This window comes from Pseudonocardia sp., assembly GCF_050246655.1.
Lineage (GTDB): Bacteria > Actinomycetota > Actinomycetes > Mycobacteriales > Pseudonocardiaceae > Pseudonocardia.
The window spans coordinates 32,579-44,719 of record NZ_JBFWVQ010000010.1; the positions used below are offsets into that span (position 1 = coordinate 32,579).

A 12,141-nucleotide genomic window follows, 5' to 3' on the forward strand; every position below is an offset into this window, starting at 1 on the left:
CGCGTGGGGTGGGGACCGCGAACCGCTGCTCGTTTCCGTACGTGAGGATCCTCAGCGTCTTGACCCCTTCGAATGAAACACAGCCCACAGCAGCCGTCGAGGCTCAAAGAGCACTTTACCCATGGTCACATACCGTGGTGAGGCCAGGGTAAGGGTAGATTAACTACTGTCACCGTGCTACGTCCGCGCCGTCACCGCCCGCGTTGTCACCGCCCGACGAACGCCGCCGCAGCAGCCGCCGGACGCCGCCCACCAGCTCTCCGACGGCGGCCGCGTCCACGAGCCTCATGACGCCGAGGTAGACCGCACCGAAGAGCAGTGTCTCGCCGGCGAGGATCGCGAGCCCCGCCACAGTACCCCGCTCTGCCGCGCGGCCGACGAACCACTCCAGCGGCCCGACGAGCGCGAGCGCCACCAGGGCGGCCGCCGCAGGCGGGACGAGCCGGGCCGCGAGCTCCCGCATCGTGAACGGCAGGACGGACCGGGCGAGGCTCACCACCAGCGCGGCGACGAGGATCTGCGACAGCGAGATCGCCAGGCCCACCGCCACCAGCCCGTACGGCAGCACCGCGAACACCAGGCCCACGCCGAGCACCAGCTGCGCCGCCGAGACCCGGTTGAGCAGCGTCGAGCGACCCGATCCGCGGATGACCTCCAGCGCCACCGACTGCACGGCCACGCCCGCGCCGTAGCCCGCCATCGCGACCATGAACTCGCCCGCGAGCCGCCATCGCTCCCCCAGCAGCACGACGGCGGCGGGCTCGCCCAGCGCCACCACGAGCATCGTCACCGGCGCCGCACCGAACCAGACCCAGCGCAGCGTCCGCAGGAACGCCCGCCGGAACCGCGCCGGCTCCCCCGCCAGCCGCGAGAACGCCGGGAACAGCACGTAGGAGCCGATCTCGACGACGGCGGTGCCCGGCAGCTCCCCCAGGCGTCGCCCGTAGCGGTACTGGCCCAGCGCCGCTTCCCCCAGCCCGCGCCCGATCAGCGCCGTCTGCGCCGAGCCGCGCACGTTGCGCACCACGTTCTGGATCACCAGCGGGTAGGCGAAGTGCGCCATCTCCCGCCACAGCCGGTACGACGCCCGGCCGCGCCCGGGCCACCATCTGGCGAGCAGCCACGTCCCGAGCACCCAGGACACCAGCGAGGCGTAGTTGCCGACCACCAGCGCGTACACGCCCATGCCCGCGGCCGCGCACCCGATCGTCACGACGCCGAAGACGACCGAACGCAACGGATCGACGATCAGCCTGCGCCGGAAGTTGAACCGGCGCTGCATCAGCCCGTCCGGCACGTTCGTGAGCCCGTGCAGGGCGAGCATCCCGGCGGTGACGGCGGCGATCTCCCCCGCCTGCGGGCTACGGAACACCGCCGCCACCACGGGCGAGGCCGCGAGCGCCAGCAGGCTCATTCCGACGCCGGTCGCCGCCGTCGCCCAGAACACGGTGTCCGCCGCGTCCTCGACCGAACCCGACGGCCCGGCCTCACGCTGGATCAGCGCGGCGCGCAGGCCCCCCTCGGCGAACACGGTGAGGAACCCCGCGAGGACCGTCCCCGCCGCGTACGTCCCGACCTCCTCCGGCGACAGCAGCCGGGCCAGTACGAGGGTGCTGACCAGCGACGTTCCCTGCACGAGCACCAGCGTGAGCGCGGAGAGGGCCGCGCCCAGACGGGCGATCCTGGCGAGCGGGCGAGCGGGTTCGCGGTCGATGAGGCGAGGGTAGCCTCGCGAGCGCGCGGATCAGCTCGCGGCGGCCTGCTGCTGGCGGCGCCACCGGATCGCCGCCTCGATGAAGCCGTCGATCTCGCCGTCCAGCACCGCGCCCGGGTTGCCCACCTCGTGCTCGGTGCGCAGGTCCTTCACCATCTGGTACGGGTGCAGCACGTAGGAACGCATCTGGTTGCCCCAGGACGAGCCGGTGTCCTTCAGCGCGTCCATCTTCGCCTGCTCCTCCTGCCGGCGGCGTTCCAGCAGCTTGGCCTGCAGGACCATCATCGCCGAGGCCTTGTTCTGCAGCTGCGAGCGCTCGTTCTGGCAGGACACGACGATGCCGGTCGGGAGGTGCGTGAGGCGCACCGCGGAGTCCGTGGTGTTGACGCCCTGCCCGCCCGGCCCCGACGAGCGGTAGACGTCGACGCGCAGGTCCTTCTCGTCGATGTCGACGTGGTCGGTCGACTCGACCACCGGCGTGACCTCCACACCCGCGAACGACGTCTGGCGGCGGCCCTGGTTGTCGAACGGCGAGATGCGCACCAGCCGGTGCGTGCCCTGCTCGACCGACAGGGTGCCGTACGCGAACGGGGCGTGGACCTGGAACGTCGCCGACTTGATCCCCGCCTCCTCGGCGTAGGAGGTGTCGTAGACGTCGGTGGCGTAGCCGTGGCGCTCGGCCCAGCGCAGGTACATCCGCAGAAGCATCTCGGCGAAGTCCGCGGCGTCCACCCCGCCCGCCTCGGCGCGGATGGTGACCAGCGCCTCCCTCGGGTCGTACTCGCCCGAGAGCAGGGTGCGGACCTCCAGCGCGGAGATCTCCTCGTGCAGCTTCGCGCGCTCCGCGTCGGCGTCCGCGGTCGCGGCGGCGCCCTCGGCACCGCCCTCCTCCTCGGCGAGCTCGTAGAGCACGGGGAGGTCGTCGAGCCTGCGGCGCAGGTCCTCGATGCGGCGCAGCTCGCCCTGGGCGTGCGACAGGCGGCTGGTGACCTTCTGGGCGGCCTCGACGTCGTCCCACAGATCGGGCCGTCCGGCCTCCTCCGAGAGCTGCGCGATCTCGGCGCGCAGCCGCTGCGGGTCGAGGACCGCCTCGATGCTCTCCAGGGTGGCGGAGATGTCCTTGAGCTCGGCGGCGACGTCGGGGTTCACAACGCTCCAGCGTACGTCCGCGAAGCGTCAGTCCTTCGTGGGGATCGCGTCGAGCAGCTTCACCATCGCGCGCGTGTGCGCCACCGTGAAGTCCGCCACCGCCTTGCGGTACGGGTCCTTCTCGGCGCGCGCCCTGGCCCGCGCCTCGGACAGCCTGCCCACCACCACCGCACGCGCCCCGTCCACCAGCTCGACGCGCTGGTCCGGCGTCAGCGCCTCGGCATGCAGCAGCCGCAGCACCAGCGGGCTGCGCAACCCCTCGACGCCCCCGCCCTCGGCCAGCCACTGCATGAAGGCCTTCCGGCCCGCGGGCGTGATGACGAACTGCTGCGACGCGCGCGGCCCCTGCTCACCGAGCTCCAGCAACCCGGCCTCCGCGAGCGCGGGCAGCTCGCGGTAGACCTGGCTGCGGGTCACGGTGAAGAACGCCCCGAACCGCGCCACCGCGGCGGCGACGAGCTGGCCACCGGTCATCGGGCCGTCGTGCAGGAGACCCAGAAGCGCGGCGGCCGTGGCGTTCACTCCGTTCGGACGTCCCGACCCCATCACCCCACCGTGTCACGATCGACGACGGCCCGCATGTCGGGAATGGAGCAACCGCGGCGTCTTCCGCTCAGTAGGTCTCTCAGTTGATCTCAGTACGTCGGCAGGGACGGATCCACCTGCTTCGCCCAGGCGAGGACCCCGCCGCCCACGTGCACGGCGTCGCGGAACCCGGCCCTGTGCAGCGCGGCCAGCGCGTCCGCCGAACGGGCCCCGGACTTGCAGTGCAGCACCACCGGCCGGTCCTGCGGGATCTCCGCGAGTGCCTCGCCGGACAGGATCCGGTCCTTGGGGATGAGCACGGCCCCGGGGATCGAGACGATCTCGTACTCGTTCTGCTCGCGGACATCGATGAGCGCGAAGTCCTTGCCCGCGTCCATCATCTCCTTGAGCTCCGTGGCCGTGATCGTGTGCCCGGCGGCCGCCTCCTGCGCCTCGTCGGAGACCACGCCGCAGAACGCGTCGTAGTCGATCAGCTCGGTGACCTTCGTCGCGTTCGGGTCCTTGCGGATCCTGATCGTGCGGTAGCTCATCTCCAGGGCGTCGTAGACCATCAGCCTGCCCAGGAGCGGCTCGCCGATGCCGGTGATCAGCTTGATCGCCTCGTTCACCATGATCGAGCCGATGGAGGCGCAGAGCACGCCCAGCACGCCACCCTCGGCGCAGGAGGGCACCATCCCGGGCGGCGGGGGCTCGGGGTAGAGGTCGCGGTAGTTGAGGCCCTGGCCGTTCGGGGCGTCCTCCCAGAAGACGGAGGCCTGACCCTCGAACCGGAAGATCGAGCCCCAGACGTAGGGCTTGCCGAGCAGCACCGCGGCGTCGTTCACCAGGTACCGGGTGGCGAAGTTGTCGGTGCCGTCCAGGATGAGGTCGTAGTCGCGGAAGACGTCCAGCACGTTGGACGAGTCCAGCCGGCCCTGGTGCAGGTTCACCTGCACGAACGGGTTGATCTCGGTGATCTTGTCGCGCGCCGACTCGGCCTTCGGGCGGCCGACGTCGGACTGGAAGTGGATGACCTGACGCTGCAGGTTCGACTCGTCGACCACGTCGAACTCGACGATGCCGAGCGTGCCCACACCGGCCGCGGCGAGGTACAGCAGCGCCGGGCTGCCCAGCCCGCCCGCCCCGACGACCAGCACCTTCGCGTTCTTCAGCCGCTTCTGACCGGCCATCCCCACGTCCGGGATGATGAGGTGGCGGCTGTAGCGCTGCACCTCTTCCTTGGTCAGCTCGGCGGCCGGCTCCACGAGCGGCGGAAGCGCCATGTCACTCCTCGGTTCGTTGCGGGGTTCGTTGCGGGTCCCGCCGGTGCCAACGCCGGGAACGCCTCTGCTCTTCCCGGCATCCTTCCACCCTGTCTCACCAGTCGGAACCGTCCTCCCACAGTGCGGCGACCGCCCTCGCGACGTCCACGGGCGTCTCGATCTGGGCGACGTGTCCCGCCTCGGGCAGGACCAGCAGCCGCGAACGCGGGATCACCGCCGCGGTGCGCGGCGCGAGGCGTGGCGAGACCAGCCGGTCCCGCCCGCCCCAGATCACGAGCGTCGGCGCCTGGACGCGGGCCGCCACGCTCCACAGCGACTCCCCGATCCACCAGCTCGCGAGCATCCCGATCGTCGTGCGCTCCAGCGCCTCGACCGCCCACTCCAGGCGGGCCCGCGAGCGGTGCTCCGCTGCTGCCTCGTCGAGCCGGTGCGGCAGCGCCAGCGCGGGGTCGCCGAAGCAGACGCGCACCATCTGCTCGGCGCGCTCCCGCGGGTCGACGGCGGCCAGCCCGGCCCGGGCCCGCCGCCCGATCCGGCCGGGCAGGAACGCCAGGGCGATCCGCGGGTCCGAGAGCCGGCGCGGGTCCGGGCGCCGGTCCGGCATCGCGGGCGAGACGAGGGTGAGCGTGCGCACCAGTTCGGGACGCCGCGCCGCCACCGTGAGCGCGATCGCGCCACCGAGGGAGTTGCCGAGCAGGTGCACGGGACGTCCGCGGCCCGCGAGGAAGCACAGCAGGGCGTCGGCGTGCGCGGCGGGCGAGTAGTCCCGTGACGCCAGCGGGCGCGACCGGCCGAACCCCGGCAGGTCCACCGCCGTGCCGGACGCCCGGGTGCGCAGCAGCGCCGCGAGATCGGTCCAGTTCGTCGCGGAACCCGACAGCCCGTGCACGTAGACGGCCTCGTGCCCGTGCGGACCGGGGGTCTCGCGCACGTGCAGCGTCACGCCACCCGCGGTGACCTCGCGACCCGGCCACGGCTGCTGGTGGTCGTCGCGCTCGGGCAGTGCGGCGGCCTCGACGAGCGCTGGCCGCGGCACCTGCCGGGTGATGCCGCGCCGAACGGGAAGTGACAACTCGAGGGACACGAGACGACTTGTTACCCCCATCCGGGGTACGGCCGCCACCGTCACCGTCCGGATGCAGCGCCCGCCGACCGCCCGGGCCGCGGGTGGATCGACCGATCGGCGGATCCCCCCGTCAGGGAGGATGGGCGGGTGCCGATCGCCGTCAGGGTCGCCGCGTACGCGGGCGCCCTCGCCCTGCTCTTCGGTCTCGCCTGGATCGCGGGCGGTCTCGCGGGCGCCGCGGCGCCCGTCCCGGCACCGGTCGGGACGGCGGAGTCCGGGACGCACGGCCACGACGGCGGCCCCACCCCGGGCGGCGGCGGTGCGGTCGGCGGGCTCGCGGTCACCGACGCCGGCTACACGCTCGCCGTCGCGCAGCGCAGCTTCCGCGCAGGCGTCCCCGGCGAGCTGGCGTTGCGGATCACCGGCCCGGACGGTGCCCCCGTCACGGCTTTCGACGTCGAGCACGAGAAGCGGATGCACCTGGTCCTCGTGCGCCGCGACGCCACCGGCTTCCAGCACCTGCACCCCGAGCTGGACCCGGACGGCACCTGGCGCACGCCGCTCACGCTGCCCGTCGCGGGCGTCTACCGCGTGTTCGCGGATTTCCTCCCCACCGGCGGACCCGCGCTCACCCTGGGCACGGACCTGTTCGTGCCCGGCGAGTTCGAGCCCGCACCGTCGCCGGAGCCGTCACGCACCGCAACGGTGGACGGCTACGAGGTGACGCTTCAGGGCGACCTGACCGGCGGCGAGGCCACGCAGCTGGTCGCAACCATCAGCAGGGACGGCGACCCGGTCACCGACCTGGAGCCGTACCTGGGCGCGTTCGGCCACCTGGTCGTGCTGCGGGCCGACGATCTCGCGTACCTGCATGTGCATCCCGACACCGCGACCGCACCGCGCCCGGAGGACCGGGCGGGCCCGCTGATCGCGTTCACGGCCGAGACGCCCTCGTCGGGCACCTACCGCCTTTTCCTGGACTTCCGCCACGGCGACACGGTTCGTACCGCCGAGTTCACGCTCGTGACGGTCACACCGCCTACCGCCGGGTAGGATCTGGTCCCGGTCCGGCGTCGTGCGGCGGAAAGGGGAACGTGGATGACGGAGGCTCCGCTGCGCGGCACGCGGTTGTCCCGCGGTGCGCGTCGCGCCCAGCTGCTGCTGGCGGCCCGGGACGTGTTCGCCGAGCAGGGCTATCACTCCGCGGCGATGGACGACATCGCCGAGCGCGCCGGCGTGAGCAAGCCGGTGCTCTACCAGCACTTCCCTGGCAAGCTGGAGCTCTACCGGGCGCTGCTCACCACCTACGCGGACGAGCTGGTGGCGCGCGTGCGCGAGGCGATCACGCACTCCACGGACAACCAGGAGCGCGTGCACGGCGCCGTTTCCGCCTACTTCGACTTCGTCGCGGGCGAGGGCGGCGCCTACCGCCTGGTCTTCGAGTCGGACCTGCGCGGCGAGCCCGAGGCGGCCGCCGTCGTGTCCACCGCCCTGAACCGCTGCATCGACATGGTCGCCGATGCCGTCACCACGGACGCGGGGCTGGACGGTGGCCGCGCCCGGCTGCTCGCCGTCGGGCTGGTCGGGCTCTCGCAGGTCGCCGCGCAGTACTGGCTGGACTCCCGGCAGGAGGTGCCCCGCGACGACGCGGTGGCGCTGATGGCGAGCCTCGCGTGGCGGGGGCTCGCCGGATTCCCGCTGGTGCACGAGCTCGGCGAGACGCCTCCGACGGGCTAACCGGCGCGGTCCGCCACTCGCGTGGCCCCGGCGACGAGGGCGGACAGGTGCGCCGCCACGGCCGCCACCCGCTCCACGGGGAGCATGTGGCCTGCGCCGGGGTAGATCGTCAGTCCCGCCGACGGCAGCGCGGCGGCGATCCGCCGGGCCGACGAGACCGGGGTGAGCCGGTCCCTGCTCCCCACCAGCACCACGGTGGGGACGTCCGCGAACGCGGCCAGCGCGGCGTCGCGCTCGTGGGCCTCCAGGGTGGGCCGGAAGCCCGACACCGTCAGGGGGCGGCAGCTCGCGACGGCCGCGTAGGTGAGCCGCCGCGCGGTGGTGTCCGCGTCGGGCCCGAGCAGGAGCCAGCGCAGCGCGGGTGCGAGGGCGCGCGGGCTGCCGAGCGCGGAGCGCCGCTCCCACCGGCTCGAGGCGTAGAGCCGCCTCTCCACCACCCGTACGGCGGCCGCCGCGCGGGGCCGCAGGCCGAGGGAGTGCCCGGCGAGGCCACCGCTGGCGGTCGACACGAGCGCGAGCCCGCGCACGCGCGACACCAGGCCCGGATGGCGCTCGGCGAGCGCCATGGCGGCCATGCCCCCCATCGAGTGCCCGCCGAGCACCACGGGGCCCTCGGGCGCGGTCTCGACGATCACCGTCGCGAGGTCGTCGGCGAGGCGTTCCAGCGTCATCGTGCCGGTGGGTGCGGCACCCGAACGGCCGTGGCCGCGGTGGTCGTAGGTGACGACCCGGGCGGATCCCGCGATGCGGCGGGCCACGGGGTCCCAGATGCGGGTGTCGAGGGTCCAGCCGTGGGCCAGTACGACGGTGACCGGGCCGTTCCCGTCGACCGCGGCGTGCAGCTCGACGCCGTCCGAGGTGAGTATGCGCTGCTCGGACACGTGCTCAGACACCTCCTCAGACAAGGTAGCCCCGCCGCCAGAGGAACTCCCACGTGCCGCCGATCAGCTCCTGCTCGCGCAGGAACGGCACGAGCTTGCGGGCCGACCAGCGCAGGGTCTCCTGCCAGTGCGGGTTGGCCAGCGCGGCGCGGTGGCCCGCCTTCGGGTCGATGCCCACCGCGGCGTAGACGTCGGGGTGCACGAGGTTGCGCGCCACGAGGTAGGCGATCCGCGCGAGGAGGAAGCGCGCGATCATCTTCTGCTTGCGGTCGGTCTTCGGCATGATCCGCAGCAGCTCCTCGCGGGCGTACCGGACGTGCCGGGCCTCCTCGGTCACGTGGATCTTGTTGACCATGCGGGTGAGCGGCTGCACCGTCTCGTCGCGCATGCACTCGCGCTGCATCTGGTCGAGGATCTCCTCGACGAACAGCGTGCCGCCGAACATCGCCGGGCCGTACCCGATGGTCTTGAACAGCCTGCCCAGCTCGTGGGTGAGCGGCCGGGGTGCGTAGTCCGGCACGCCGTAGGCCGAGCACATCTTCGCGAACATCGTCGAGTGCCGGCACTCGTCGGCGATCTCGGTGAGGGCGTACTGGATGTGGGCGCGGCGCGGATCGCGGTCGTAGGCGTAGCGCAGCAGCATCTGCATGAGGATGATCTCGAACCACAGCCCGATGCGCGCGATGCTGCACACCTCGTGGAAGGTGAGGGTGCGCCGCTGCTCCTCGGTCAGCCCCTCCCACAGCTCGGTGCCGTAGAGGGACGAACGCCGCTCCGGCAGCCCCCACAGGCCCTCGACGAGCGGGGCCGCCCAGTCGATGTCGATGGCGGGCTCGTAGGAGTGGTCGAGGGAGGACTGGAGCAACCGTGCCGCGGTGGCCTCGCGGTCGTTGACGGTCCGGGTCGCCATCGTGGGATCCTCCTTCGGCACTTCCTGTTACCAGCAGTAACTGTTACCCGTGGTAACATGCCGCACGTGACGAGTCCTGTCAAGGTGGAGCGCGAGCAGCGCCGGGCACAGCGGCGGGCGGAGATGGTCCGGGCCGCGATGGACGCGGTGCGCGCCCACGGCCCGGGCGTCTCGGTCGCCGAGATCGCCGCGGCGGCCGGCATCACCAAGCCCGTCCTCTACCGCCACTTCACCGACCGTGCCGACCTCCAGCGCGCCGTCGGGGAGCAGGCCGCCGCGCTGCTGTTCACACGCATCGCCCCCGAGCTGCTGCTGCAGCGCCCGCCGGTCGAGCAGATCCGCGCCGCCGTCGACGCGTTCCTCGCCGGCATCGAGGCCGAGCCCGAGCTCTGGCGGTTCGTCGTGCACCACCCGATCGAGGCGTCCATGGGGGAGGAGATCGCCGAGGACGTGCGCCAGCGGATCGCGGCCATCCTCGCGAGCCTCATCCGGGAGCGGCTCGGCCAGACGGGGCGCGACGCGAGCGGCGCAGAAGCGTGGGCCCAGGGTCTCGTCGGGATGGTGCAGAGCGCCGGGGACTGGTGGCTGGAGCGGCGCACGATCACCCGCGCCGCGCTCACCGACCACCTCACTGCGCTCATCTGGGGCGGCCTCGCCGGGCTCGCCGGCCTCGACCCGGAAGGGGACGGCGATGTCTGATGAGGACGGCTACGCCGGGCCCGCCGTGCTGCACGTCGGCGGCTCGCAGCTGTCCGCACGTGCCCTGCTCGACGCCCGCCACGAACCCCAGGACGGTCGCCTGCACTGGTACGGCCGCCTGACCCTCGACGGTGGCGCGACGCTGCCGGACCAGACCACCGATGCAGTGCTCACGACCCCGACCGGCCGGGCCGCCGCACGCATCGGCGACCGCGATCCGTGGGGCCGCTACCGCGTCACCGGGGTCGGCACACCGCCCTACGCGGTCGCCGAGCCCGACCTCGCCGGCTGACCGGCCCTGTCTACGGGTCGCGCGGCCGGGCCCGCAGGTGGGCGCGCTCCCCCTGGCGACCGAAGAGGCTGAGGAACTCGACGGGGCCACCGTCCGCGGGACCGAACCAGTGCGGGACCCGCGTGTCGAACTCCGCGGCCTCGCCCGGCACGAGCACCACGTCGTGCTCACCGAGGACCATCCGCAGGCGGCCGTCGAGCACGTACAGCCATTCGTAGCCCTCGTGGGTGCGCGGGTCGGGCTCGGCGGGCGGGCCGGCCGGCATCACGATCTTGTATGCCTGGATGCCGCCCGCGCGGCGGCTGAGCGGCACCATCGTCATCCGGTCCCGGACGACCGGGCGCAGGTGCACCCGCGGATCGCCCGTGGGCGGCGCGGCGACGAGCTCGTCCAGCGTGACGCCGTACGCGCGGGCCAGCGGGAGCAGGAGCTCCAGCGTCGGGCGGCGCCCGCCGGACTCCAGGCGCGACAGCGTGCTCTTCGAGATCCCGGTGCGCGCCGCGAGCTCCTCCAGCGTGACGTCGTGGCGGCGCCGCAGCGCACGCAGGCGGGGCCCGGCCGCGGCGACGGCGTCCTCGAGATCGGAGTCCATGCGAGCGATGTTGCCATAGCGGCAACGAATGTTGCCAGTGGAGGCGGTGTGGGCGCACGGTGGCACCCGGAGGTGGTCGACATGACAGAACAGGTGGACGTGCTGGTCGTCGGTGGCGGGGCGGCCGGCCTGAACGGCGCGCTGATGCTCGCCCGGTCCCGCCGATCCGTCCTCGTCGTGGACGCGGGGGTGCCGCGCAACGCACCGGCGGAGGGCGTGCACGGGCTCCTCGGCCGGGAGGGGACGCCGCCTGCCGAGCTGCTCCGGCGGGGCCGCGAGGAGGTGCGCGGCTACGGCGGCCGCATCCGCGAGGGGACCGTCACCGCGGCGACCCGCGCCGGTGACGGCTTCACCGTCACGCTCGCCGACTCCACGACGGTGCGCGCGCGGCGCCTGCTCGTGGCGGGCGGGCTGGTCGACGAGCTGCCCGACGTGCCCGGCCTGCGCGAGCGGTGGGGTCGCGACGTGCTGCACTGCCCCTACTGCCACGGCTGGGAGGTGCGCGACCGGGCGATCGGCGTGCTGGCCACCGGGCCCCTGGCGATGCACCAGGCGCTGCTGTTCCGCCAGCTCAGCAAGGACGTCGTCTACCTCGCCCACGACCGGCCGCCGACCGACGAGGAGGCCGAGGAGCTCGCGGCGCGCGACATCGAGGTGATCCACGGCGAGGTGGCGGAGGTGCTCGTCGAGGCCGACCGCCTCACCGGTGTGCGCCTGCGCGACGGGCGGGCGGTGCACCGCGACGCCCTCGCCGTCGCCTCCCGGACCCGGGTGCGCACGGAGTTCCTCGCCGGGCTCGGGCTCGACGCCGTCGAGCACCCGAGCGGGATCGGCACCCACCTGCCGGTCGACCCGGCCGGGCGGACCGCCGTCCCCGGGGTGTGGGCGGCGGGCAACGTCACGGACCCGGTGGCCCAGGTCGGAGCGGCGGCGGCCGCGGGTGCCGCGGCCGGGGCGCAGATCAACGCCGACCTGGTCGCCGAGGAGACCCGAGCCGCGGTCGCGGCACTGCGGGCCCGCCGCGCCGGTCAGCCGACCGCGAAGCCGACCTTGCGGACGTCCTCCGGCGCGATCTCGACGTAGGCGATCTGGTCGGAGCGCACGACGAACCGGCGCCCCTTCTCGTCGGTGAGCCGAAGCAGCCCGTCCTTGCTGGTGAACGACTCCTCGACCAGCTTCGCCACCTCGTCCGCGGGCTGGTCGCTGGACACCACGAGCTCGCGTCCGCTCTCGGCGATGCCGATCTTGACCTCCACGGGGGAACCTCCTGGTCGTACTGGGTCGCTCCATCGA

The 12,141-nt window shown here is 73.3% G+C and carries 14 protein-coding genes; 5 read left to right on the top strand and 9 right to left on the bottom strand.

What is annotated here, in order from left to right:
• Window positions 1-169: 169 nt before the first annotated feature.
• The 5 genes from AB7J25_RS05690 to AB7J25_RS05710 form a co-directional block, all read right to left on the bottom strand.
• Window positions 170-1,714, bottom strand: a complete 1,545-nt coding sequence (locus tag AB7J25_RS05690) for a lipopolysaccharide biosynthesis protein (RefSeq protein WP_428505906.1) — start codon at window positions 1,712-1,714, stop codon at window positions 170-172.
• Between the two features lie 30 nt (window positions 1,715-1,744).
• Window positions 1,745-2,863, bottom strand: coding sequence for a peptide chain release factor 2 (prfB, locus tag AB7J25_RS05695; RefSeq protein WP_428505761.1), 1,119 nt, complete (start codon window positions 2,861-2,863; stop codon window positions 1,745-1,747).
• Window positions 2,864-2,890: 27 nt separating this feature from the next.
• Window positions 2,891-3,409: a PadR family transcriptional regulator gene (locus AB7J25_RS05700; protein ID WP_428505763.1), complete on the bottom strand. Its 519-nt coding sequence runs from the start codon at window positions 3,407-3,409 to the stop codon at window positions 2,891-2,893.
• 89 nt (window positions 3,410-3,498) lie between these two features.
• The gene (moeZ, locus tag AB7J25_RS05705) at window positions 3,499-4,671 is read right to left on the bottom strand and encodes an adenylyltransferase/sulfurtransferase MoeZ (protein ID WP_428505765.1); all 1,173 of its coding nucleotides are present in this window, start codon (window positions 4,669-4,671) and stop codon (window positions 3,499-3,501) included.
• A gap of 94 nt (window positions 4,672-4,765) precedes the next feature.
• Window positions 4,766-5,707, bottom strand: a complete 942-nt coding sequence (locus AB7J25_RS05710; protein ID WP_428505767.1) for an alpha/beta fold hydrolase — start codon at window positions 5,705-5,707, stop codon at window positions 4,766-4,768.
• 177 nt (window positions 5,708-5,884) lie between these two features.
• On the opposite strand from AB7J25_RS05710, the gene AB7J25_RS05715 reads away from it, so the two are divergent.
• Window positions 5,885-6,790: a hypothetical protein gene (locus AB7J25_RS05715; RefSeq protein WP_428505769.1), complete on the top strand. Its 906-nt coding sequence runs from the start codon at window positions 5,885-5,887 to the stop codon at window positions 6,788-6,790.
• Between the two features lie 45 nt (window positions 6,791-6,835).
• A complete protein-coding gene (locus tag AB7J25_RS05720; RefSeq protein ID WP_428505771.1) occupies window positions 6,836-7,474 on the top strand; it encodes a TetR/AcrR family transcriptional regulator in 639 nt (212 codons plus the stop codon).
• On the opposite strand, the gene AB7J25_RS05725 is transcribed toward AB7J25_RS05720, so the two are convergent.
• On the bottom strand, window positions 7,471-8,367 hold the full coding sequence (locus AB7J25_RS05725; protein WP_428505773.1) for an alpha/beta fold hydrolase: 897 nt from the start codon (window positions 8,365-8,367) through the stop codon (window positions 7,471-7,473). The genes AB7J25_RS05720 and AB7J25_RS05725 overlap by 4 nt on opposite strands.
• 4 nt (window positions 8,368-8,371) lie before the next feature.
• The gene (locus AB7J25_RS05730; RefSeq protein ID WP_428505775.1) at window positions 8,372-9,265 is read right to left on the bottom strand and encodes an AurF N-oxygenase family protein; all 894 of its coding nucleotides are present in this window, start codon (window positions 9,263-9,265) and stop codon (window positions 8,372-8,374) included.
• A 66-nt stretch (window positions 9,266-9,331) separates the two neighbouring features.
• Between AB7J25_RS05730 and AB7J25_RS05735 the strand changes: the two genes are divergently transcribed.
• Window positions 9,332-9,964, top strand: a complete 633-nt coding sequence (locus tag AB7J25_RS05735) for a TetR family transcriptional regulator (RefSeq protein ID WP_428505777.1) — start codon at window positions 9,332-9,334, stop codon at window positions 9,962-9,964.
• The gene (locus AB7J25_RS05740; RefSeq protein WP_428505779.1) at window positions 9,957-10,256 is read left to right on the top strand and encodes a DUF4873 domain-containing protein; all 300 of its coding nucleotides are present in this window, start codon (window positions 9,957-9,959) and stop codon (window positions 10,254-10,256) included. The genes AB7J25_RS05735 and AB7J25_RS05740 overlap by 8 nt, the downstream gene beginning before the upstream one ends.
• Before the next feature lie 10 nt (window positions 10,257-10,266).
• On the opposite strand, the gene AB7J25_RS05745 is transcribed toward AB7J25_RS05740, so the two are convergent.
• Window positions 10,267-10,848 (bottom strand): helix-turn-helix domain-containing protein, encoded by a 582-nt coding sequence (locus tag AB7J25_RS05745; RefSeq protein ID WP_428505781.1) that lies wholly within the window; start codon window positions 10,846-10,848, stop codon window positions 10,267-10,269.
• A gap of 81 nt (window positions 10,849-10,929) precedes the next feature.
• Here AB7J25_RS05745 and AB7J25_RS05750 point away from each other — a divergent pair, with 81 nt between their 5' ends.
• The gene (locus AB7J25_RS05750) at window positions 10,930-11,931 is read left to right on the top strand and encodes an NAD(P)/FAD-dependent oxidoreductase (RefSeq protein ID WP_428505783.1); all 1,002 of its coding nucleotides are present in this window, start codon (window positions 10,930-10,932) and stop codon (window positions 11,929-11,931) included.
• Here the strand turns inward: AB7J25_RS05750 and AB7J25_RS05755 are convergent.
• Window positions 11,877-12,104: a DUF3107 domain-containing protein gene (locus AB7J25_RS05755; RefSeq protein ID WP_428505785.1), complete on the bottom strand. Its 228-nt coding sequence runs from the start codon at window positions 12,102-12,104 to the stop codon at window positions 11,877-11,879. The genes AB7J25_RS05750 and AB7J25_RS05755 overlap by 55 nt on opposite strands.
• Window positions 12,105-12,141: the final 37 nt, after the last annotated feature.